General features: G+C 62.0%; 17 protein-coding genes and 2 pseudogenes. 3 read left to right on the top strand and 16 right to left on the bottom strand.

Annotated features, from left to right (window positions below; all coding sequences use genetic code 11):
• Positions 1-44: 44 nt before the first annotated feature.
• From bamB to QZ634_RS03125, 12 genes and pseudogenes are all read right to left on the bottom strand, one after another.
• Entirely contained in the window at positions 45-1,184 is a 1,140-nt protein-coding gene (bamB, locus tag QZ634_RS03180) for an outer membrane protein assembly factor BamB (protein WP_291985513.1), read from the bottom strand.
• Complete coding sequence (locus QZ634_RS03175) at positions 1,184-1,867, bottom strand: tetratricopeptide repeat protein (protein ID WP_291985511.1); 684 nt, start codon at positions 1,865-1,867, stop codon at positions 1,184-1,186. Before QZ634_RS03175 ends, bamB begins: the two co-directional genes overlap by 1 nt.
• Entirely contained in the window at positions 1,867-3,162 is a 1,296-nt protein-coding gene (gene hisS, locus QZ634_RS03170) for a histidine--tRNA ligase (protein WP_291987981.1), read from the bottom strand. The genes QZ634_RS03175 and hisS overlap by 1 nt, the downstream gene beginning before the upstream one ends.
• Entirely contained in the window at positions 3,162-4,385 is a 1,224-nt protein-coding gene (gene ispG / locus QZ634_RS03165) for a flavodoxin-dependent (E)-4-hydroxy-3-methylbut-2-enyl-diphosphate synthase (RefSeq protein ID WP_291987979.1), read from the bottom strand. Before ispG ends, hisS begins: the two co-directional genes overlap by 1 nt.
• A gap of 46 nt (positions 4,386-4,431) precedes the next feature.
• Positions 4,432-5,442, bottom strand: coding sequence for a RodZ domain-containing protein (locus QZ634_RS03160; protein WP_291985510.1), 1,011 nt, complete (start codon positions 5,440-5,442; stop codon positions 4,432-4,434).
• The gene (pilW, locus tag QZ634_RS03155) at positions 5,439-6,251 is read right to left on the bottom strand and encodes a type IV pilus biogenesis/stability protein PilW (RefSeq protein ID WP_291985507.1); all 813 of its coding nucleotides are present in this window, start codon (positions 6,249-6,251) and stop codon (positions 5,439-5,441) included. Before pilW ends, QZ634_RS03160 begins: the two co-directional genes overlap by 4 nt.
• On the bottom strand, positions 6,248-7,363 hold the full coding sequence (rlmN, locus tag QZ634_RS03150) for a 23S rRNA (adenine(2503)-C(2))-methyltransferase RlmN (RefSeq protein ID WP_291985505.1): 1,116 nt from the start codon (positions 7,361-7,363) through the stop codon (positions 6,248-6,250). Before rlmN ends, pilW begins: the two co-directional genes overlap by 4 nt.
• A gap of 22 nt (positions 7,364-7,385) precedes the next feature.
• Entirely contained in the window at positions 7,386-7,814 is a 429-nt protein-coding gene (ndk, locus tag QZ634_RS03145) for a nucleoside-diphosphate kinase (RefSeq protein ID WP_291985503.1), read from the bottom strand.
• Positions 7,815-8,163: 349 nt separating this feature from the next.
• Positions 8,164-9,177 carry a TRAP transporter substrate-binding protein gene (locus QZ634_RS03140; RefSeq protein WP_291985501.1) on the bottom strand — a complete coding sequence of 338 codons (1,014 nt, stop codon included), beginning with the start codon at positions 9,175-9,177 and terminating at the stop codon, positions 8,164-8,166.
• 228 nt (positions 9,178-9,405) lie between these two features.
• Positions 9,406-10,251: pseudogene (locus QZ634_RS03135) on the bottom strand (TRAP transporter large permease subunit); the annotation flags it as partial.
• A 407-nt stretch (positions 10,252-10,658) separates the two neighbouring features.
• Complete coding sequence (locus QZ634_RS03130; RefSeq protein WP_291985499.1) at positions 10,659-11,363, bottom strand: TRAP transporter small permease; 705 nt, start codon at positions 11,361-11,363, stop codon at positions 10,659-10,661.
• A 79-nt stretch (positions 11,364-11,442) separates the two neighbouring features.
• A complete protein-coding gene (locus tag QZ634_RS03125) occupies positions 11,443-12,456 on the bottom strand; it encodes a TRAP transporter substrate-binding protein (protein ID WP_291985497.1) in 1,014 nt (337 codons plus the stop codon).
• Positions 12,457-12,779: 323 nt separating this feature from the next.
• Here QZ634_RS03125 and QZ634_RS03120 point away from each other — a divergent pair, with 323 nt between their 5' ends.
• Together QZ634_RS03120 and QZ634_RS03115 are read left to right on the top strand one after the other, a co-directional pair.
• Positions 12,780-14,774, top strand: a complete 1,995-nt coding sequence (locus tag QZ634_RS03120) for an ATP-binding protein (protein ID WP_291985494.1) — start codon at positions 12,780-12,782, stop codon at positions 14,772-14,774.
• On the top strand, positions 14,771-15,370 hold the full coding sequence (locus QZ634_RS03115) for a response regulator (protein ID WP_291985492.1): 600 nt from the start codon (positions 14,771-14,773) through the stop codon (positions 15,368-15,370). Before QZ634_RS03120 ends, QZ634_RS03115 begins: the two co-directional genes overlap by 4 nt.
• Before the next feature lie 60 nt (positions 15,371-15,430).
• Here the strand turns inward: QZ634_RS03115 and tilS are convergent, their stop codons facing one another.
• The 4 genes and pseudogenes from tilS to QZ634_RS03095 form a co-directional block, all read right to left on the bottom strand.
• Complete coding sequence (gene tilS, locus QZ634_RS03110; protein ID WP_291985490.1) at positions 15,431-16,825, bottom strand: tRNA lysidine(34) synthetase TilS; 1,395 nt, start codon at positions 16,823-16,825, stop codon at positions 15,431-15,433.
• The gene (locus QZ634_RS03105; protein WP_291985488.1) at positions 16,794-17,762 is read right to left on the bottom strand and encodes an acetyl-CoA carboxylase carboxyltransferase subunit alpha; all 969 of its coding nucleotides are present in this window, start codon (positions 17,760-17,762) and stop codon (positions 16,794-16,796) included. The genes tilS and QZ634_RS03105 overlap by 32 nt, the downstream gene beginning before the upstream one ends.
• A 100-nt stretch (positions 17,763-17,862) precedes the next feature.
• Complete coding sequence (locus QZ634_RS03100) at positions 17,863-18,480, bottom strand: DNA-3-methyladenine glycosylase (RefSeq protein WP_291985486.1); 618 nt, start codon at positions 18,478-18,480, stop codon at positions 17,863-17,865.
• A 221-nt stretch (positions 18,481-18,701) separates the two neighbouring features.
• Positions 18,702-20,105: pseudogene (locus tag QZ634_RS03095) on the bottom strand (TRAP transporter large permease); the annotation flags it as partial.
• 60 nt (positions 20,106-20,165) lie between these two features.
• Between QZ634_RS03095 and QZ634_RS03090 the strand changes: the two are divergent.
• Positions 20,166-22,397 carry an IS4 family transposase gene (locus QZ634_RS03090; protein ID WP_291984831.1) on the top strand — a complete coding sequence of 744 codons (2,232 nt, stop codon included), beginning with the start codon at positions 20,166-20,168 and terminating at the stop codon, positions 22,395-22,397.
• Positions 22,398-22,481 lie beyond the last annotated feature (84 nt).

Here is a 22,481-nt window from a genome sequence, read left to right as displayed (position 1 = left end):
CGGTGCAACACGAGGCAGGATGCACTGTGCTGGCAGGTTCTCGATCACTGGGCGTCAATCGCGTAGACGCCGCCGGCGCGGGTCTGCAAGAGCAGCTCGTTACCGAGTTTCTGCAGGGGTGCCCGTACCGGGCTGCCGTCGGTGTTCAGACGGGCAGCGAAAGAACCGTCGTCACGACTCAGCAGGTGCACCACTCCCTGCACGTCAGCAACGGCGACCAGAGCGCCAATGGCCAGCGGCGCCGTCAACTGGCGCAGGAAGAGCTGATCCTGCTTCCAGATGCTCGACCCGGTCGCCTTATCGAGAGCGTGCACGGCGCCCTGGTCATCGGCAACGTAAACGTAGCGGCTATCGATCGACAAACCCGCCGAGCTCGAAATATCGCGCGCCCAGATCAGATTCCCGGAACCGAGGTCGAAACAGGAGATGCGGCCCTGAAAAGCGACCGCGCAGATCATTCTTCCATCGATGACCGGCAGGCTGCTGACATCGGCAATGCGGTCAAGCTCGGTAGCACCCTTGGGCAAGGCTACCGTCCCCTCCCACAAGGGTGCGCCGTTGTCGGCATTGACGGCAATGAGTTTGCCGCCGGGGAAACCAACGAAGACATATTTGTCGACCACCACCGGGCTGGCCATCACGCGCACCGCAAGCGGTGGTGTCGGGCGCTGGTAGATCCACTTGCGGCTTCCATCCGCCGCGGCGTAGGCAGCCAGGCGATGATCGCCACTGCGCACGATCACCAGCCCGCCGGCAACCGCCGGCGGCGCCAACACCTCGCTGCTCGCCTTGGCCTCCCATAGCAGTTTGCCGTCGGTGGCGTCAAAGGCCAGAACATCGCCCTTGGCGGTGCCCACCGCAAGCAGGCGCTGATCCGCGCCAACGCCCCCCGCGAGCTGTTTCTCCGCCTTGATCCGCCACACTGGCCGGCCATCGTCGAAGCGAACGACCGTGCCGTCACGCGCTGCAGCGTATACGGTGGAACCCACTACCGCGGGAGAGAAAGTATAGGGATCGCCCTTGCCGACTCCGTCCTGCCAGACCACGCGCGCCCGAGCTGTCGCCTGTATGGGCTGCAACTCGGCCATTTTTGGTCCGCTGCTGGCAAACGGATTCAGCGCGTCGAACGTCGAGCAGCCCGCCAGCAATACGGGCAACAAGGCCGCGAACAGAACGCGCTTCATCAGCTGCTCTCCCCGAGTGCATCGAGCTTCAGCTGCAGCACTTCGCGGTAGGCGGCGTTGGCTTGCGACGCCTGCAGGGTATTTTTCCCCTTGCCGCCAGCGTCGACCTGGTCGAGTCTGGCCAGGGCGCCCTGGTAGGCTTCACGCGCCTCGCTTTTCTTGCCCTGAGCGCTGAACAGGTCACCCCGCATGTTCAGGTACAGGGTCGAGAAGCCGGCGCCGGCCCCCCCTTCGAGCTGGCGCAGCGCTTCGTCGTAGGCCTTTTCATCAAGGAGCACCGCCGCCACCCGCAAACGTGCCAGATCGCGCAGCTCATGCTCGCCGTTGTCGACCACCCATAGCAACTGCAACTTGGCAGTTTTCGCATCTCCCGCGTCGAACATCACCTTCGCCGCTGACAGTGCAGCCAACGGCGCGTAAGCCGTGCCTCCGAACTTCTCCAGCAGTTCACCGCTCGCCGCCTTGACCCGCTGTGAATCCTGATCAGCGACCGCTTTCTGCAGGACTCCGTAGACCATCGACGCCTTGGCCGCCTGACCGCGTTGATACCAGTTCCAGCCTTGCCAGGCGATAACCCCGATCGAAGCTGCGGTGACGATGCCCACTACCAGATTGCCATGCTGTTTCCACCAGGCCTTGATCTCCGCGATCTGTTCCTGTTCTTCGAGGTCATAGGTAGCCATTACGTTTCGTCCCAATCCAAAATAGAACTCATGATTTCGTCGGCGACAGCATCGACGCTGACCCGCTTTTGTGGGTTCGGCTGTTCGCCGGTCGCGCGCAGCGGCTTGAGCGTCACCTCGCCGGCCGCGGCCTCGTCGTCGCCGACAACCACGGCAAAGCCGGCACCCGATGCATCGGCCTTCTTCATCTGCGACTTGAAACTGCCGCCACCGCAGTGAAAAAGCACATCGATACCGCGGTCGCGCAAGCCCTCGGCGACCCGAGCCGCCAGGCGCGAAGCCGCAATACCCTGGTGCACGAGGTACACATCGACTGCCGCCGCCCTGACCTCGCCCCCGGCGTCGCGAATCAGCGAAATCAAGCGCTCGACTCCCATCGCGAAACCACAGGCCGGCGCCGGCTTGCCACCCAATTGCTGCACCAGGCCATCGTAGCGACCACCGGCGCAGACTGTCCCCTGCGCCCCCAGGCGATCGGTCACCCACTCGAAAACCGTCAGGTTATAGTAGTCGAGTCCGCGCACCAGGCGCGGGTTGATCTCGAAGGGCTGCCCGGCATCGCGCAAGACCTGCTGCACGCCTTCAAAATGAGCCATCGACTCGGCACCCAGATGATCGACCAGCTTCGGCGCACCGAGAATCAGTTCCTGCAGCGCGGGGTTCTTGCTGTCGAGGATGCGCAAGGGGTTGCTGTGCAGGCGCCTCGTGGCGTCGGCGTCGAGCGACTCGCTGTGCCGCTCGAAATAGGTGATCAGTTCGGCACGATGGCTGGCCCGCTCGGCGGACTGTCCCAGGGTGTTGAGTTGCAGGCTGATGCCGTCAAGCCCCAGATCATCCCACAGGCGAGCGCCCATCAGGATCTGCTCGGCGTCAATGTCCGGTCCGGGAAACCCCAGTGCTTCGACGCCGACCTGGTGGAACTGGCGATAGCGGCCTTTCTGTGGCCTTTCGTGACGAAACATCTGACCCATGTAGTAAAGGCGCTGTGGCTGCTGGGCAATCAGATTGTGCTCGATGACGGCGCGCACGCAGCCCGCTGTTCCCTCCGGACGCAGCGTCAGCGGCTCGCCATTGAGACTATCAACAAACGAATACATCTCCTTCTCGACGATGTCGGTGACTTCGCCGATGGCGCGCTTGAAGAGTGGCGTCGGCTCGACGATCGGCAGGCGCAACGGACGATAGCCGTAGCTCTTCAGCCACGAGCGAATGGTCTCGTCGAACAGGTCCCAGAATTCGGCCTCGTCCGGAAGGATGTCGTTCATGCCGCGAACGGACTGAATCTTCTGACTGATCATTTGGCGACACACTTCCTCTGGTAGCTGCGTGCCACGTAGGCATCGACAATGGCGGTGAACTCCGCGGCAATATGCTCGCCGCGCAAGGTAACCGTCTTGGCCCCGTCCTCGAACACCGGCGCTGCCGGCGTTTCTCCGGTGCCGGGCAGGCTGATGCCGATGTTGGCATGCTTGCTCTCGCCCGGCCCGTTGACCACGCAGCCCATCACCGCCAGGGTCATGTTTTCGACGCCATCATACTCGCCGCGCCAGTGCGGCATGCGTTCGCGGACGTGCTCCTGGATCGACTGCGCCAACTCCTGAAAAAAGCTGCTGGTCGTACGGCCGCAACCAGGACAGGCGACGACCATCGGGCTGAAAGCCCGCAGACCCATGGTCTGCAGCATTTCCTGGGCGACGATCACCTCCTGCGTGCGCTTGCCGCCAGGCTCCGGGGTCAAGGAAACGCGGATGGTATCGCCGATGCCCTCCTGGAGCAGAACCGCCATCGCCGCGGTAGACGCGACGATGCCTTTGGAACCCATACCGGCCTCGGTCAAGCCGAGATGCAAGGGATAATCGCAACGCCGCGACAGCTCGCGATAGATGGCGATCAGGTCCTGGACACCGGACACCTTGCACGAGAGGATGATCCGGTCACCCGGCAGACCGATGACTTCGGCCCGCGCGGCCGACTCCAGTGCCGAGGCCACCATTGCCTCGCGCATCACCTCGATGGCATCGCGCGGCTCGGCACGACGAGCATTCTGGTCCATGATCCGCGCCAGCAGATCCTGATCGAGACTGCCCCAGTTCACACCGATGCGTACCGGCTTGTCGTAGCGGCAGGCGGTCTCGATCATCTGCGCAAACTGTTCGTCACGCTTCCGGCCATGGCCGACATTGCCCGGATTAATCCGATATTTGGCCAGGAGGCGGGCGCAGTCGGGCTGCTCCGCGAGCAGGCGATGACCGTTATAGTGAAAGTCGCCGATCAGCGGCACAGCGACACCCATCCGGTCGAGCTGCGCGCAAATCGCCGGCACTGCAGCGGCAGCCTCGGGCGTATTGACCGTGATGCGCACCAGTTCCGACCCGGCGCCCGCCAGCTCGGCACACTGGATCGCGGTGCGCACGACGTCTACGGTATCGGTATTGGTCATCGACTGGACGACCACCGGCGAGTCACCGCCGACGGTAACCGGGCCAACGCGGACGGCGCGCGTCCGTCGCCGCGCCATCGCGGACAGCGAATTGCTCACAGCGGGACCACCGCTTGCCAGATCGTCATTTGACCGAGAGCCGCGCCACGCCCTTGGTGGTGTGCGGTTCGAGATCGACAGGCTTGCCTTTGTACTCCACCGTCACGTACCTGGCGTTGCCAAGGACAAGCGAAAACGGCGGCTGCCCCTTGATTTCCTGCTGACTGTTCGCCGGCTTGACGCCGAAAGCGACGACCTCGCCAGCCGCGTCACGCACCTCTACCCACGCTGCCTGGGTGAAACTGAGCTTGAGGACGTCCGCCGGCTTGGCTTCCTTCTTGGCTTCCGCTGTCGTCTCCAGCGTGGCCGCTGACGTGCCCTCCTGCTTGCCGTCGGGCTTCGCGGCAGCGGGCGCCACAACAACGGGTGCCGACCCAGCAGGTGCCGTCGCGCTCGGCACGAGGGGGGCTGTCAGCTTCGCTGCAGCACTCTCCTCGGTCGGGGCAACTGTGCCAACCACCGTCACCGGTGCCGAGGGTGTCGCGGCAGGCTCACTAACCACGGTCTGCGCCTCGGCAGCGGTTTGCGAAGGCTCGCTACCCGTGAGCGCCGCCAACTGCTCCTCCCAGAAGTTCTGCGGAACATAGAAATACGCCAGCAGTGCCAGGACCAGCAGCACCAGCCCCCCGATTACTGCCAGATAGTCGCGTCTTTCAGCCTGGTTGCTGGCCTGCGGCAGGTGCGAGCTGGTTCCCGCGGACGCCTCCAGTTGCAGGGTCCGCTGCATGCGTGTCGCATCGAGCGCGCGCATCAGGGCATCGGCGTCCAGATTGAGTACTCGGGCGTAATTGCGGACGAAACCGCGAATCATCGTGTTGCCGGGCAACGATGCCCAGTCCTCGCTCTCGATGGCTGCCACCTGCCTGGGCGCCAGTTTGAGGGACTGGGCTGCCTCGGCCAGGGTAATATTTCTGGCTTCGCGCGCCGAACGCAGTTGTTGACCGACGCCACCGGCGTCGGTCAACAACTCCCGGGAGGAATTCACTGCCGGCAAACTCGGCTCGCTACTATTGGAAAACACAGATTGTTCACTCATTCGAAGTTGCCTTTCAGCAGTTCCTGAGCCTCGGGTGAAAGCGGGAATTTTCGCTTCAACTGGGCGCCATAGCGGGCTTCAGCCAGGCGATCGCCCCGCTTCCGCTCCACACGCACGATCAACCAGAGCGCCTCGGCATTTGGCTCCGCCTTGCGCAGCAGATCCGAAAGTTGCTGACTGGCAAGCTCCAGCTGACCGCGGCGGTAATTGATTTCTGCGAGCTGCAGCAACGCCTGCGCATTGTTCGGCCGGATCAGCAGGCTGTGCTGCACGAAACCCTCGGCGGCATCCAGATCGCCGAGCTTCACCTGACAGGCACCGGCATTCAGATAGGCCCGATCCGGCGTCTCGTACAAGGCGTTCTTCATCGCTCGTTGCAGGTACGGCATCGCTTCCCTCTCTCTGCCGATCTGACAGAGAAACCAGCCATAGTTGTTGTTCAGCTCGGGATCGTTCGGGTCAAGATTCAGGGCCTGTTGAAAGTCCCGGTCGGCGAGCGCCATCTCGCGGATGTTGTAGAGCACCAGTCCGCGCGCACCATGCGCCGGCGCGTAGTCCGGATCGACGACGATAGCCATGGTCAGCTCTTCGAGTGCCACCGAGTAGTTCTGTTTCTGTAGATAGAGAGAGCCCAACTCGGTATGCAGTTTGGCACGCGTGCGCTTGTCGCGCGGCGGCGTCGGCCGTCGCGAGTCCGGCTCCTCCTCAGCCGCCTTCTGCGTCGTCGTGCCTGGCGAAGACGAGAAGAGTCCCGACGAGCAGGCACTTACACTCAACAAGGCGATGAGCCCGAGGACTGCTCGCCTCATCCACAAGCCTCCTGACGATGTTGGTGGACAACGAAGCTGCGCCGTGCCGTGCGCTGCGTGCGGTCGAGCACCTGTCCGGCAAGCTGACCGCAGGCGGCATCAATGTCGTCACCGCGCGTTTTGCGGGTCGTGGTCACCACGCCCGAGGCCATCAGAAGCTCGGCGAAACGCCGAATCCGCGGCGCTGGCGAGCGGCGATAGGAAGTGCCCGGAAACGGGTTGAAGGGGATCAGGTTGAACTTGCAGGAGACGTCCCGGGTCAGTGCCAGCACCTCGCGGGCGTGCGCTTCGGAGTCGTTGATGCCGTCCAGCATCACATACTCGAAGGTGACAAAATCACGCGGCGCCTTTTCCAGGTAGCGGCGGCAAGCCGCCATCAGTTCATGCAGCGGGTATTTCCGGTTGATCGGCACCAACTCGTCGCGCAAGCGGTCATTCGGCGCATGCAGGGAAACCGCCAGGGCCACTGGACACTCGTCGCGCAAACGGTCCATCGCCGGCACCAGACCCGAGGTGGAAACCGTGACCCGGCGCCGCGACAGGCCATAGGCATTATCGTCGAGGAGCAGACGCAAGGCCATCACGGTATTGTCGAGGTTGGCCAGCGGCTCACCCATGCCCATCAGCACAACGTTGCTGACCACCCGCTCGCCAACCGTTGCTGCCGGCTGGTAAGCGCCAAGCGCATGCCGCACCTGCCACAACTGACCGACGATCTCCGCCACCGTCAGGTTGCGGTTGAAACCCTGCTTGCCTGTAGAACAGAAGGAACAATCGAGCGCACAGCCGGCCTGAGTCGAGATACAAAGCGTGCCGCGGTCGTCCTCGGGAATGAACACCGCCTCGACGGCGTTCCCACCGCCCACATCGAAGAGAAACTTGCGCGTACCGTCTTCGCCGAGGCGGTCGGCAACCACCAGCGGTGGCGTCACCAAGGCCAGCGTCTTGAGCTTCTCGCGCAGGCTCCTGGCAATGTCGCTCATGGCGTCGAAATCAGCCTGCCCGAAACGATGCATCCAGCGCAGCACCTGCCGGGCACGAAAGGCCTTCTCGCCGTGTCCGGAGAAGAAAGCCGTCAGGCCAGCGGCATCAAGATCGAGCAGATTGATCATCTTGCCAGCAGAGGAGTGCGACCTAGCGGCCCGAATAGACGGACATGGCCGGGAAGAAGAAGGCGATTTCGTTCTTCGCCGTCTCTTCGCCATCGGAACCATGCACCGCGTTGGCGTCGATGGATTCGGCAAAATCGGCACGAATCGTTCCCGCCTCGGCCTTCTTCGGGTCGGTTGCGCCCATCAGCTCGCGATTCTTGGCAATCGCACTCTCGCCTTCGAGCACTTGCACCATCACCGGTCCGGAGATCATGAACGAGACCAGGTCCTTAAAGAACGGACGCTCCTTGTGCACCGCGTAGAAGGCGCCAGCCTCCTGGGGTGACAACCAAGCCATCTTGGAGGCAATTACCGTCAAGCCGTTGGTTTCAAAACGGGAGTAGATCTTGCCGATCACGTTCTTGGCGACGGCGTCTGGCTTGATGATGGAAAGAGTACGTTCGATGCCCATGAATGATTCTCCAAACGGAAATAGGTCAATAAAAACAACAGCAAATCGTATCGCTAGAAACACAACCTCATATTATACCAACACCCGGGTCCAAATCCGAACTGGCGGGAAACGAAAAGCCGGGCGCGGGCACCCCTTTCCCACCCGCTCCCAACAGCGCAGCGACGCGATGCGCGCGACGTCCGCGCAGCGTCTTCCGCGGGCGGAGGATGATGCCCGCCTTGGCGCCACGGTGACCATGAAAGGGGAAGCAAGACGAGGCACGGCCGACCACCGCTCTCTGCGCGATGACGCCCGGCCGGCCGGGGACTACCGACTCGCCCGGTTCCGACCTCCTCCAACGCTTGCTCTAGAGCCTCGCCGGATTGAAACCGGTCTCCCGGTAAACCGACTGCAGAAGGTCGTCGCCGATACGCGACGCCAGTTCCTTGTGCACTGGAACGAGAACCTTCTTGAACGCACGGCGCTGCTCCGGCGTGGGCACGTGGATCTCGATCTGGCCGCTCCTGCGCAACGCTTCGAGATCGCTGTCGTTCTTTTCCTTGGCGATCCTGTTGGTGTAGTCGGTAGCCTCCTTCATCGCCATTTCTAGTTGGCCGCGAATGTCCGTCGGTAAAGCCTCCCAGAATTTCTTGTCAACGATCACCGCGTAACCCAGGTAACCGTGCTCGGTCAGCGTCAGGTGCGACTGGACCTCGAACATCTTCTGCGTGTAAAGGTTGGAAATCGGGTTTTCCGTGCCGTCGACAATGCCCATCTTCAAGGCTTGGTAGACTTCCGAAAACGCCATCACGCGCGGGATAGCATTAAGTGCCAGCATTTGTGCTTCGAGCACTTTGGACGGCTGAATGCGCATCTTCTTGCCCTTCAGCTCATCCGGCATGTGGATCGGCGTGTTTGCTGAAAAGGACTTGAAGCCGTTATCCCAGTAGGCCAGCCCCCTTATCCCCTTCGGCTCCAGCCTGCGGAAGAGACTCTTGCCGATCGGCCCCAACGTTACCTTATGCAGATCTTCATAGCTGTCGAAGATGTACGGCAGGTCGTAGATCTCGAACTCCCTGACCCCCAGCAGGCCGAACTTGGCCAGCGACGGCGCCACGATCTGAACGGCACCGAGTTGCAGCGCTTCGAGTTCCTCCTTGTCCTTGTACAGCGTCGAGTTGGGGTAGACCTCGACCTTGACGTGGCCTTTGGTCAGCACTGCGGCCCGTTTGGCGAAGAACGCTGCGCCCAGGCCCTTCGGCGTATCCTCAGCCACGACGTGGCTGAACTTGATAACGATCGGGCTTTCCGCCTGCGCCGGAAAGGGCACGGCCGAGAGCGTGCAAGCGAGCAAGCCAAACAGCAGATCGCGAAATGTCATGTCGTCCCTCCGTTCCAGAAGCGGTCCTGCAATCGGACTATTACCTTGCTGGCGACGTCAACATGACAAAAAGCAGGGGCGCTGAGTATTGTGGAAATCCGCGATCCGCACCCCGTGCGAGCGCCATCAACCGCCGCGAGGTCGATGACAAGGAGCATCAAGAAAATGGCGCGCGTACAGATTGCCTGTACGCGCGCCCGCACCCGATGCCGAGCGTCGTTGCCTCACTTACATCATGCCCAGCCTCGTCGGCAACCAGGTCGAGATGATCGGCACATAGGTGATCAGCACAAGGAAAGCCAGCATCGACAACAGCCATGGCCAGACCGCGATGGTCAGCTCGGTAATGCCCATCTTGGTGATCCCCGAAGCAACGTAGAGGTTGAGGCCGACCGGCGGATGACACATGCCCACTTCCATGTTGACCACCATCAAAATGCCGAAGTGCACCGGGTCAATTCCCAGCTTCATCGCGACCGGAAAAAGGATCGGCGCAAAGATCAGCACGATCGACGACGGCTCCATGAAGTTGCCCGCCAGCAACAGGATCACGTTGACCGCCAGAAGGAAGGCGATCACGCCCAAACCGTGACCCAACATCCAGTCAGCGAGGGTTTGTGGGATGTTCTCGTTGGTCATGATGAACGAGAAAAGCACGGCGTTGGTGATAATGTAGAGCAGCATCGCCGACATATTGGCCGAGTTGAGCAAGACCCGCGGCACGTCACTCAGCGAAAGATCCTTGTAGACAAAGACCGCGACTATGAAGGCATAAACCGCACTCATCGCCGCCGCCTCGGTCGGCGTGAACATGCCGCTGTAGATACCGCCCATGACGATGACGATCAACAGCAAACCCCAGGCTGATTCGCGGAACGCCTTCAGGCGCTCGGTGAAAGATGCCCTGGCCATGCGCGGGTAGTTGTTGCTCCTCGCCCGATACCAGGTCACGCCACCGAGGACCATGGCCAGAGCGATACCCGGAATCACGCCGGCCATGAACAGAGCGCCAACCGAGGTGTTGGTGGCGACCGAATACATGACCATTACGATCGAAGGGGGAATCAGAATGCCCCAATGGCGACCGGACACCGTGGGTGGACTACTTTCGGGAAACCAGATGACCAGGGCATTGCATAGAACGAGCCGCCTCTTCCCTACTTTCCGTCCACACACACGTTCGTCCACATATGGGAGATCATTCACCTCTGCCGCTCTCCCTCTCCTCACACATTTACACTTCTCCTGATCCTATCCTCTCCCCCCTTGTCCCATCTCTTCTCTCACTTCCACTCTTTTTCTTCTCCCACGCACAGTCTGTGAGAGCGCGAGGCTGCCAAGTAGGCAATTGCAGGAAAATAGGAACAGGAATAGCTGGGACAAAGGGTAGTCCAAGCGAGAAACCACTGGGAGAAGCGAAATCGAGATCGGCATGCCCGTCAGCATCAGGCACAGGAGAATCGTGAAAATGATGATGGCGTTCATGGTTTCTGGTCTCCGTTGCCCGAATGATCGTCCGGATGCCGCTTCTCGTGAGTCCGCTCATGGGGATGCGGCTTGTCTTCCACGGCAAAGGTCTGCACCTCCTCCGGAATCTCTTCTTCCTCGAGGCCGTCAACGTGCCCGTGGTCGTGGTGTGGCAGCTCGCCGGTCTTGAGGAAACTCACTGTGACCTGCAGAAAGCGGAAACACATCAACGACGAACCCAGCGGAATGGCACTGTATACAACCCAGGTGGGCCACTCGAGATCGGGGGTCGTCGGCCCCGAGAACATGTCCGCGGTGTCCATGCCGAGGAACTGCAAGATCGCGTAGTGGGCACCGTTGTCCCACACGAACGCCGCCCCAAGAGAGCCGACCACGCCGGTAAACAGCGCGCCGGACAACATCCCGAAGACAATGAACTTGCCGCGGGTTCCTTCGCTCAAGCTGTTGATCAGCACGTCCACACCCACGTGGATACCGGTGCGTACACCATAGGCCGCGCCGAACTTGGCCATCCACACGAACATGATGATGCACAGTTCCTGCGCCCATCCGACGTTCAGCGAGAGCAGCCAGTCCTGCACGATCGGAATCTGGTAACCAGCCGCGTAGCGATGCGCGACCGAAATAAAGATGATCGTCGTTGCCGCCCCCATGAGGAAGGTGATCAGCCATTCCTCCAGGTGGTCAAGTATTTTCATTCGCAAGTCCCCCGACTGCCTGAAAAAAACCCGCTGGGCCAGGCGTCCCAACGGGCTATCCCTCCAGTATCCGCGTCGCCTAGAGCTTGCTAGGATCGAAGCCAGTTTCCTTGTATACCGACTGCAGAAGGTCCTTGCCGATGCGTGAGGCCATCTCTTCGTGCACCGGTAGAAGCGCCTTCTTGAAGGCTTTGCGCTGTTCCGGTGTCGGCACGTGCACCGCCGTCTTGCCGCTCTTCTTGACCGCGTCCAGATCCTTGTCGTTCTGCTCCTTGGCGATCTTGTTGGCGTACTCGGTCGAATCCTTCATGGCTGTTTCGAGCTGCCCGCGAACATCCGCCGGCAGGGCATCCCAGAACTTCTTGTTGACGATCACGGCGTAACCCAGGTAACCGTGATCGGTAATCGCCAAATGCTTCTGAACTTCAAAGAACTTCTGCGTAAACAGGTTCGACATCGGGTTCTCGGTACCGTCGACAACGCCGGTCTGCAGCGCCTGATAGACCTCGGAGAAGGCCATCACCTGAGGAATCGCCTTCAGTGCCCGCATCTGCGCTTCGAGCACCTTGGACGACTGAATGCGCATCTTCTTGCCCTTCAGGTCTTCCGGCATCAGGATTGGCGTGTTCGCCGAAAACGACTTGAAGCCGTTGTCCCAGAACGCCAGGCCGGTGACACCCTTTGGCTCCAGCTTGGCGAGCAGACTTTTCCCGAATGCACCCTGCGTCACTTTATGCAGATCGGCGTAGTTGTCGAAGATGTACGGCAAGTCGAAGACTTCGAATTCCTTGACGCCAAGCGGGCCGAACTTGGCAAGCGACGGCGCGAGCATCTGCACGGCGCCAAGTTGCAGCGCTTCAAGTTCCTCCTTGTCTTTGTACAAGGTCGAGTTGCCATACACCTCGACCTTGACCTTGCCCTTGGTCAGTTCGCTGGCGCGCTTGGCGAAGAATTCTGCGCTCAACCCCTTGGGCGTATCGTTGGCCACGACGTGGCTGAATTTGATAACGATCGGTCCTTCGGCCAAGGCCGCCAGCGGGGTCGCCGAGAGGGCGCAAGCGAGCATTCCGAACAGCAAATTTGAAACTTTCATGGTCTCTCCTTTATGTGCAAAACGTTTCGTTAACAAAATTATTAGCCGGTTGCGAGGGCGCATATTACAGAGACTGCTGGCGGCGAACATTGTGGAAATCCACAGCGCGCGGCAGCGAGGAAAGGCGGCGCTTGCGAACCGGTGCGCGGCGCACGCGAGCCCACCCATTCAGGGCATGGTCATACACTTCGGGAAGCTGCGATCGACACTGCGACAAGCGGTATCGCGGTCGCCAACGAAGCCCCTGCGAAGCGTACGGTCCGGTCCGGATGCCGGGATTTATGCACACCCCGCGGGCGATAACTTGCGTAAGATGGAGCGCCATGAAAGACGTCCCCCTCCTGCACCAGAATGCGCTGCGCCGGCCGGCGTCGCTGAACTGGTCGCAGTGGTATCTCTCGATTCTGAAAGGGGCGGTTGGCCTGCTTCTCATCCTGCTCATCGCCCTGCTCTGGCTGCTACGCCAGAACGACATCGACGAGCAGCGCTCGACCCTTATTGCCGACGTCCTCTGGCTCGAGCAAAGCGTCCGCTTTCACCTTGAGGGGAATTCCGAACAGCTGCGGCAACTGGCCCTCGATCTGACCCGGACAAAAGATCAAGACGCGCTCTTCATTCTGCGTGCACGACACATCCTCAAGAACAACTCTGAACTCCTGCAAGTGCTCTGGCTTGATGCCGCGGCCGAAGCGGTGCACGGCATGCCAACGCGAAGCCTGCCACGACACGGCAAGGACGCTTCGGGCCAGGACCCGGTCAACCGCTCGATCGAACTCGCCCAGCTTGGCAAGCCAACCTACAGCGATGCCTACTGGGTCGATGACGTCGCGCAGTTCGAAGTCTACGTGCCGATCTTCGACGAAGGCGAGCATCGCGGCACGCTACTCGCCGTCTACTCGCTGAATCGCCTGCTCAAGCAGCAGGTTCCCTGGTGGTTCGCTGCAAAGTATCAGGTACGCGTTCTCGACGGCAACGGCAATCTCCTGGCCAGCAAGTCGAAGATCGATGCCGCCTCGACAACGCTCAGCTACCCGGTGATTTTCGACCCTCCCGGTTTCGGCATGGTGCTGCAGGTCACCGCTTATCGCGCTGCCGGCAATCTTGCGCAAACGCTGATCGCCGCGCTGATCGTCATTCTTGCAGCAGCCGTTTTCTGGAGCTTGTGGGCTGTACGCGGCTTGATCCAGAGGCGGATCGACGCCGAACAGGCGCTGCGCTCGGAGTACGCCTTCCGCAAGGCGATGGAAGACTCGTTGATGGTTGGGATGCGCGCGCGCGACATGGAAGGCCGGGTAAGTTACGTCAACCCGGCTTTCCTGCAGATGGTCGGCTTCAGTGCCGACGAGCTGATCGGCCTGGCGCCACCAATGCCCTACTGGGCACCAGAAGAAATGGAAAGAACGCTGCAACTGCATAACGACGTTCTCGAAGGCAAAGCCCCGCACGAGGGGTTCGAAATCCGCTTGATGCACAAGAATGGCAGCCGCTTCGACGCCCTCGTCTACGAAGCGCCTCTGATTGGCGCGGACGGCGAGCAGGCGGGCTGGATGGCGTCGATCATCGACGTCACCGCCCGCAAACACGCCGAGGAACTCGCCCAGCAACAGCAGGAGAAACTGCAGGTCACCGCACGACTGGTGACCATGGGCGAGATGGCTTCGACCCTGGCGCACGAACTCAATCAGCCGCTGGCAGCGATCACCAGTTACAACACCGGCTGCCTGAACAAGCTGGAGTCAGGCAACTTCAGCGCTGAACAGCTCAAGGAAGCACTCGAAAAGCTCGCCGTCCAGGCGCAACGCGCCGGCCACATCATCCGGCGGGTACACGACTTCGTGCGCAAGAGTGAACCCAAGCGAGTGCCCTGCGACCTGGCCGAAGTGATCGATGACAGCGTCGGCTTCATCGACGGAGCAGCCAAGGCGCGCGGCGTGCGTATCGTCCGCGAGATTCAGGGTATGCGCCCTGAGCTCCTGGCCGACCCCGTGATGCTCGAACAGGTGCTGCTCAATTTGATGCGCAACGGCATCGAAGCGATGCGCCACACGCCGTCCGAGCTGCGCCGGCTGACCGTCAAGCTCAGCCAGCTCGACAGACAGCAGATGGAGATCCGGGTCATCGATCGTGGCCCCGGCATTCCCCCCGCGGTCGAAGAAAAGCTATTCACCCCCTTGTTTTCGACCAAGGCCGAGGGCATGGGCATGGGCCTGAACATCTGCCGCTCGATCATCGAGGTCCACCACGGCCGTCTGTGGGTTGAAGCCAACCCGGATGGCGGCTCGATTTTCATCATCACCCTTCCGATTGTCATGCAATGACCCCACATGCCTACCTCGTCGACGACGACGACGCCATCCGTGACTCACTCGGCTGGCTGCTCGAGTCACGTGGTGTACCTTGCCTGAGCTACCCCTCGGCTGAAGACTTCCTGGCCGCCTGGGACCCCACGCTTGCTGGCTGCGTTCTCCTCGACATCCGCATGGACGGGATGAGTGGACCCGAGCTTTTTGATCTCTTGTGCGAGCGTGGCAGCACGCTGCCGGTGATCTTTCTGACCGGCCACGGCGACGTGCCAATGGCCGTCTCGGCCCTCAAGCAAGGTGCTTTCGACTTCGTCGAAAAGCCCTGCAACGACAACGAGCTGGTCAATCGCGTCATCGAGGCCCTGCAGCTCGACGAACACCAGCGCCTCGCCGCCTCCGATGCCGTTTCGGTCAACAGCTTGACGAGCCGACTCACGACACGCGAAAAACAGGTCATGGAACTGGTTCTCGCCGGCACCCTCAACAAGGTGATCGCCGACGAACTGCAGATCAGCATGCGCACGGTCGAAGTGCATCGAGCCAATCTGTTCGAGAAGATGGGGGTGCGCACGGCCGTCGAGCTCGCGCAGCTGCTGGCCGGCAAGCGCTGAGCAGAACAACGATCATCGCGCCGGCTTGGCAGCGCCGGCAGCCTGCTTCCCCAACCGGGTTTAGCCAGCAAGCAGCGGACGGCCGTCACAGGTCTCCCAAAGCAGCTCGACGCCCTGCTCACCCGGGATGCAGGCGAAGGCAGCGTCAACGCCAAGCCCGGCAACCCACACCAGTCGCTCGCCACACCACAGCAGTGGCAAACGAGCCCGCTCCCAGGGGGGTATGGCGGCTTCCTGCAAGAGGTTGCGCAAGGTCCTTGCCGGCCGCCGTGCGTCGGGCCGCAAGCGCTCGCCGCCTTGCCTGACCCGGAGAAACACCCGAGCACTGGCAAGCAAGCGGCGACTGATGCCTTTTCCCGTGCGCTCAGCGAAGCGCACCCGCCCCTCGCCCCACGGCAACGCCGACTCGCCATTCCAGCTCAGCGCAAGGCTTGAAACGGCCGGGCGCTGCGCAAAGACGTACAACTCGCCGCGATAGACATGCACCTCGCCGTCCGCGGTCGCGATACAGGTCTGCGCGGCGGCCCCTGCCGTCTTCAACTGCCGTAGCGCTTCATCAAGCCAGCGTGTGTCGGGGGCACGAAAACCGTTCGCCCGCAACTCCGAGCGCAACAGATTGCGCGCCCGCGCCGGGGAAAGTGCGTTGAAACGCGCCAGATCGATGCGCCCGCCATCACCGGCCATACTCCCCCGATCGGCCTTCGCCAATTCCTCGACAAGCTCTGCCGCCTCGGCGAAATGGTGCGCGGCACGCGCAAGCGCCTGAACCGCGCCGGGAAAATGCACCTCAAGGCGCGGCATGATTTCGCGCCGCAAGTGATTGCGGCGATAGTGAGAATCGGCATTGCTCTCGTCTTCGACCCACGCCAGAGAATGCATCTCGGCATAGCGCATGATCTGCGACCGCGACACGTCGAGCAGCGGGCGAATCAGACGTGGCCCGCCGGGCTGAGGCCGCTCGGCGGGCATTCCGGCAGCACCGGCAACGCCAGCCCCGCGCAGCAACCGGAAGAGAACCGTCTCGGCCTGGTCGTCACGATGATGCGCCAGCGCCAACCAGTCGGCTGGAGAAGCAGAAAACACCGCATGACGCAGACGCCGTGCCGCCGCCTCCAGTCCCTCGCCACTGGTCCGCGGCACTTCGACGCGCGTGATTTCGAGCGGTACCGCGTGGTCGCGACAGAAGTCGCGACAGAAACCGGACCAGGCATCGGCGTTGCTGCTCAGACCGTGATGAACGTGGGTCGCTGAGAGATCGATCGGCAATCCGGAGCGACGCAGGCAGTCGAGCGCGTGCAGCAGGACAACCGAGTCGACACCACCGGAGAGCCCGACGCATAGACCGGCCCCGGGCAGCAGTCGCGCCTCCAGAAACGCCGAAAGCGTGTGCAGAATCGGCGCTGCAGCTTCCTCCTGGCTTGCCTCAGCGGCGTGTCGGTTCTTTGACCCGGCCATAGGCCATCAAGCGCTCAAGGCGCGTCTTGAGCAAGTCGCGGGTAGGCACCGACGCCAGTTTGTGCAAGGCGTCCTGCAAGGCCTCCTTGAGGTTTCTCGCCATCGCCTGATGGGCACGATGCGCACCACCGGTCGGTTCTTCGACGATGCTGTCGATCAAACCGAGCGCCTGTAGGCGGGGAGCGGTGATGCCCATGATTTCTGCCGCTGTGCTTGCCTTTTCGGCGCTCTTCCAGAGAATCGTCGCGCACCCCTCGGGAGAAATCACCGAATAGGTCGAGTACTGCAGCATCTGCACGACGTCACCGACACCGATGGCCAGCGCACCACCCGAGCCACCTTCCCCAATGACAGTGACGATGATCGGCACTTTCAGCTCGGCCATCACGTAGAGATTGCGGCCGATCGCCTCGGACTGTCCGCGCTCTTCAGCGTCGATACCCGGGTAGGCGCCAGGCGTATCGATGAAGGTCAATACCGGGATACGAAACTTCTCGGCCAGTCGCATCAGGCGCAATGCCTTGCGATAACCCTCCGGACGCGGCATGCCGAAGTTGCGGAAGATCTTCTCCTTGGTGTCACGCCCCTTCTGGTGACCAATCACCATCACCGGCTCACCGTTGAAGCGGGCCAACCCGCCGACGATCGCATGGTCGTCAGCAAAGGCGCGATCGCCGTGCAATTCCTCGAAGTCGGTGAAGATCAGCGACAGATAATCCAGTGTGTAAGGGCGTTGCGGGTGGCGTGCCACCTGCGACACCTGCCAGGCTGATAGCTTGGCGTAGGTGTCCTTGGTCAGGGCCTGGCTCTTCTTCTCCAGGCGGCCGATTTCGTCCGAGATATCGACCGCCGAGTCGTCCTGCGCAAAGCGCAGTGCTTCAATCTTGCCTTCGAGATCGGCGATCGGTTGTTCGAAGTCGAGGAAACTGGTTTTCATCAGGCCCAACCGTATCTGTAAGCATGCTGGTTTTCAATAACCCGTTATTCTACCGGAAACACCGTGCCGGGCTTTGCTGCAAACAAGGATCTCGGCAAACTCAGTACTCGACGGGCAGCGGGTCGAGGCTGCGCCAAAGGTACCAGGTCGCCACCGAACGCCAGGGACGCCAGCGTTCACCTTGCTCCACCAGGAAACGACGCCCGGGACGTTCGCCATGGCAGTAGTGCAGGGCCACCGCCTTCTGCAGGCCAATGTCGTCGAGCGGGAAGATATCGGGACGCAGCTGATTAAAGATCAGGAACATTTCCGCCGTCCACACGCCGACGCCGCGCACCGCGGTCAACTCGCCAATGATCTCGGCATCACTCAGCGACGACCAGTGCTGCACCTGAATCTGGCCATCGTCGAAATGGCGCGCGAGGTCAAGCACGTATTCGACCTTGCGGGCCGACAGACCGCAAGCACGCAGGGTTTCAGGTTCGCTCTCGAGAACGCCGACAGGCGTGACCTCGGGCACAGCCGCCAGGCAGCGCGCCCAGACGCTGTCGGCCGCTTTCACGGAGATCTGCTGGCCGACGATCGAACGGACGAGCGTCGCGAAGGGGTCCCCGCGTGACGCCAGGGCGGCCCCCGAAAAACGCTCAACAAGGGTGGCCAGGATGGGATCGCGGTGCGCCAGGGCGGCCGACGCTTGCTGCCAATAGAGGGGAGTCATGCACAGATTGTACCCATAGCGGCCACCCGAGCGGAGCCGCACGAGCAAGCCACGTACGGCTGGCCCACTGCCGCCACGGAAACCGAGGGCGGCCAGCAGCGACAAATCTCGTGGTAAGCCGCCGAAAAGGATACCGCCGCTGACCTCAAGGGAGATCAGCGGCGGACGGATGCTGCATTCGGACGCTGCGAGCTTTTGCCTGCGCCCCGATGCCTACTTGCCTACTTGATGACCAGTTCCGGTCCCATCAGGGCGTAAGGCAACGCCGTCGACAGCCACGGCACATAGGTCACGATGATCAAGAAGATCATCAGGACGCCGACAAAGGGCATCGCCGCCTTCACCACGGTCGCCAGGCTCATGTTGGTAATACCGGAGGTGACGAACAGGTTCAGCCCGATCGGCGGCGTAATCATGCCGATCTCCATGTTGACGACCATGATGATGCCCAGATGGATCGGATCAACTCCGAGCTCCATGGCAATCGGAAAGACCACCGGCGCGACGATCACCAGCAGACCCGAGGGCTCCATGAACTGACCCCCGATGAGCAGCAGAATGTTGACCGCGATGAGGAAGGTGAACCACGTGAAACCCGCTTGCAGCATCCATGCGGTGATGTCCTGCGGGATACGTTCCGCCGACAGGGTATGCGCAAACAACATGGCGTTGGCGATGATGAACATCAACATCACCGTGGTCCGCGTCGCGTGCAGGATCGTCGCCCGCGACTCGGTGCCAAACAGCGCCGGGAAAAAGTTCTTTGCCAGCACGACCAGATTCCGACGCCAGATACCGAGGCCACCCATGAAGCACTTCTGGACTGATCCATGCTCACGTCCAGCCTTGAACAGGTAGCCGACGAAAATGGCGAGCGACATTCCCAGCCCCCAATACGCGCGGATCTTTCCGGTGGCTTCCATTCCGTCGGTGGCAAAGAAAGACAGGATCATCCAGACCATGAAGAAGGACACGGCGTAGACACCGGCGTTGAAGCCGATGCGCGCCGCATGGCTGTCCGTGGACGCGACCCAGGGCGTTTCCTTCAGAGGCCCCATGTCGCGGTAGACAAACAACGCGACCAGGATCGAGTATACGGCGGCGACGACAGCGGCTTCGGTCGGCGTAAACACGCCGCCATAGATGCCACCCATGATGATCACCACCAGAAAAAGGCCCCAGCCCGCTTCCTTGGCACCCTCCAGAATCGCGCCGAAACCACGCCATTCTTCGCTCGGCAGACCCTTGATCCGGGCCACAACGTAGATCGCCAACATCAGCATCAGACCCGCCAACAATCCGGGAATGACGCCAGCCAGGAACATCCGTCCGACAGAAACGTCAGTGGCAGCGGCGTAGACCACCATCACGATCGACGGCGGAATCAGAATACCCAGCGTTCCTGCGTTGCAGATGATGCCCGCCGCGAACTCCTTCGAATAGCCCACCTGACGCATGCCGGCGATGGCGATCGTACCGATCGCCACCACGGTTGCAGGCGATGACCCCGACAGCGCCGCAAACATCATGCAGGCCAGGACCGATGCCATGGCCAGGCCACCCTGGAAATGGCCGACGCTGGCGATGGCGAAGTTGATCAGGCGCTTCGCCACCCCCCCCGTGGACCTTACCTTTTCCCAGATCTCCGCTGGACACCGTAGCAACTTTTCGCTATGGTTTCGCCTATGGATATGGCGAAGCGGCTGTGGGAAGGTGATGCCCTGGCGTACGTACGGGAAATGGCCGCGCGTATCGGCATGACGCGCACGCGCTTGTCGCAAGTCGTTTGCGAAGCCTTCGATTTTCGGGACCCCTTGGGGCGCTTGCGCGAGATGACGTGTCGCAAAGTTCTGGCGAAGATGGCAGCGCGGGGGGATGTCGTTCTGCCGGGGACGCAGCGCAGCATTCCAGCGCGAGGAGCGCTGGCCGTGGTGGAGAGCGGCGCGGTGACCTGCGAGTTGGCCGAACTGGGTCGGGTCGAGCTGGTCGACGTTACCGGTGAGGCAGCGCTGTCGCCGGTGTGGAATGGCCTCATGGACACTCACCACGAACTGGGCAGTGGCCCGTTGTGTGGCGCACAGTTGCGCTATCTGATTCGCTGCGAGCACTTCGGCTGGCTCGGTGGTCTGGCCTTCTCGGCGGCCGCCCGCCGTCTGGCAGACCGAGAAGCCTGGCTGGGCTGGAGCGAGGACGAGCGTCGTGAGCAACTCCAGCACGTGGCCTGCAATTCGCGCTTTCTCATTCTTCCCGGGATTCGCGTGCCCAACCTGGCTTCGCATGTGCTTGGCTTGGCCGTCCGACGCTTGGTCCGTGACTGGCCGAAGCGTTACGGTATCGCCCTGTGGGCGCTCGAGACCTTCGTTGCCCCGCCGCGTCTGGGCACGAGCTACCGCGCCGCGAACTGGCGCGAGATCGGGGAAAGCCGCGGTCGTGGCCGGCAGGACGGCCAGCATACGGCCGAGCGGACAAGGAAGCGGGTGTTTCTCCATCTCATCGAGCCGCGCCGCTTTCCGCGTGCCGGACCGCCCGCGACACCAGAGACCGATTGGGCTGCCGCGGAGTTTGCGGGCCTTGAACTGGACGCGCGTTTGCAGCGTCGTACAGTGGCCCTGGCGCGCCGCTTTCAGGCCCGTCCGACGGCCAGCCTGCCGCAGGCCTGCGAAGGCCACCTGGCCGAGCTCAGAGGCGCTTATCGCTTGTTCCAGCACGAGAAGGTCACCATCGATACCCTGCTTGCTCCTCATTATCAGGCCACCCAGGCACGCGCTGCCCAGGAACCGCTGGTCCTGGCGGCCGTCGACAGCTCGGCGTTAAATTACTCGGCTCATCCGGCCACCGACGGGCTGGGACTGATCGGCACGACGGTCAATGGGCCGGTCGGACTGTGGCTGCATGAGACCCTGGTCTTTACGCCCAGTGGCGTCCCGCTCGGGCTGATCGACGTCCAGCATTGGCGGCGTGACCCGGCGGAGCATGGCAAGAAGCGCACGCGCAAGAAGCGGCCGATCGAAGAAAAAGAAAGCGGCAAATGGCTCAAGAGCTTCGACCGGATAGAGGCCGCCCAGCGCGCTTGTCCGCAAACCCGATGGGTGATGGTCGCCGACCGCGAGTCGGACATCTATGAATTCTTTGTCAAGGCCAGCGACGCCACGGCCGGCGTGCTGGTCCGGGCGCAGACAAACCGCCATCTGTGCTCGGACGAGCAGGCGCATCTGTGGCCGGCCCTGGCCGCCGCGCCGGTCGCCGGAACCTTCACCGTGCAAGTCGCGGCCGGCAATGGCAGGCCAGCGCGCGAGGCCACCCTCACCGTGCGTGTGCAGGCCGTCACCCTCAAACCGCCACGCGACCAGACGCGACTGGGAAACGTGCCGGTGTCGGCCATCTGGGCGCACGAAGAACATCCGCCCGAGGGCAGCTCTGCCCTGGAATGGATGCTGCTGACCACCGTGCCGACCCGTACCTTCGATGAAGCCTGTAGCCGTATCGAGTGGTATTGTCGCCGCTGGGGAATCGAGATTTATCACCGCACGCTGAAAAGCGGCTGCCGCATCGAGGACCGCCAACTCGGCTCGGCCAAATCACTGAAGGCCTGTCTGGCGATCGACATGGTCGTTGCCTGGCGGATCTTCCACCTCGTCCATCTCTCCCGCCAGCACCCCGACTTGCCCTGCACCACCTATTTCGATGACGATCACTGGAAGGCGCTCTACGGCTTCGTGCACCGCACGCCCATCCCCCCGGACACGCCACCGACTCTTCATCAGGCGGTGCAAATGGTCGCTCGCCTCGGTGGTTTCCTCGGCCGTAAGAGCGACGGCGAACCCGGCGCTCAAGTCCTCTGGATCGGCATCCAGCGACTCGATGACCTGACCAGCATGTACCGCGTCTTCGCTACACCTCCACCACAAGCTCCTTGAGCCCCGCGCCAACCCATGCCCAGTCACCTTACAGACCAGCGTAATAACAACTCGCTACCGTCTGCTGGCACGATGTGGGTAAGG

It is taken from the genome of Candidatus Accumulibacter sp. ACC007 (assembly GCF_907163205.1).
Taxonomy (GTDB): Bacteria; Pseudomonadota; Gammaproteobacteria; order Burkholderiales; family Rhodocyclaceae; genus Accumulibacter; species Accumulibacter regalis.
This window is presented reverse-complemented; position numbering and strand designations above follow the sequence as displayed.

Bases quoted from the DNA above. Each gene is read 5' to 3' on its own strand.
- bamB (WP_291985513.1), bottom strand. From the start codon at position 1,184: ATGAAGCGCGTTCTGTTCGCGGCCTTGTTGCCCGTATTGCTGGCGGGC.
- QZ634_RS03175 (WP_291985511.1), bottom strand. From the start codon at position 1,867: ATGGCTACCTATGACCTCGAAGAACAGGAACAGATCGCGGAGATCAAG.
- ispG (WP_291987979.1), bottom strand. From the start codon at position 4,385: ATGGCGCGGCGACGGACGCGCGCCGTCCGCGTTGGCCCGGTTACCGTC.
- QZ634_RS03160 (WP_291985510.1), bottom strand. From the start codon at position 5,442: ATGAGTGAACAATCTGTGTTTTCCAATAGTAGCGAGCCGAGTTTGCCG.
- pilW (WP_291985507.1), bottom strand. From the start codon at position 6,251: ATGAGGCGAGCAGTCCTCGGGCTCATCGCCTTGTTGAGTGTAAGTGCC.
- rlmN (WP_291985505.1), bottom strand. From the start codon at position 7,363: ATGATCAATCTGCTCGATCTTGATGCCGCTGGCCTGACGGCTTTCTTC.
- ndk (WP_291985503.1), bottom strand. From the start codon at position 7,814: ATGGGCATCGAACGTACTCTTTCCATCATCAAGCCAGACGCCGTCGCC.
- QZ634_RS03140 (WP_291985501.1), bottom strand. From the start codon at position 9,177: ATGACATTTCGCGATCTGCTGTTTGGCTTGCTCGCTTGCACGCTCTCG.
- QZ634_RS03130 (WP_291985499.1), bottom strand. From the start codon at position 11,363: ATGAAAATACTTGACCACCTGGAGGAATGGCTGATCACCTTCCTCATG.
- QZ634_RS03125 (WP_291985497.1), bottom strand. From the start codon at position 12,456: ATGAAAGTTTCAAATTTGCTGTTCGGAATGCTCGCTTGCGCCCTCTCG.
- QZ634_RS03120 (WP_291985494.1), top strand. From the start codon at position 12,780: ATGAAAGACGTCCCCCTCCTGCACCAGAATGCGCTGCGCCGGCCGGCG.
- QZ634_RS03115 (WP_291985492.1), top strand. From the start codon at position 14,771: ATGACCCCACATGCCTACCTCGTCGACGACGACGACGCCATCCGTGAC.
- tilS (WP_291985490.1), bottom strand. From the start codon at position 16,825: ATGGCCGGGTCAAAGAACCGACACGCCGCTGAGGCAAGCCAGGAGGAA.
- QZ634_RS03105 (WP_291985488.1), bottom strand. From the start codon at position 17,762: ATGAAAACCAGTTTCCTCGACTTCGAACAACCGATCGCCGATCTCGAA.
- QZ634_RS03100 (WP_291985486.1), bottom strand. From the start codon at position 18,480: ATGACTCCCCTCTATTGGCAGCAAGCGTCGGCCGCCCTGGCGCACCGC.
- QZ634_RS03090 (WP_291984831.1), top strand. From the start codon at position 20,166: ATGGATATGGCGAAGCGGCTGTGGGAAGGTGATGCCCTGGCGTACGTA.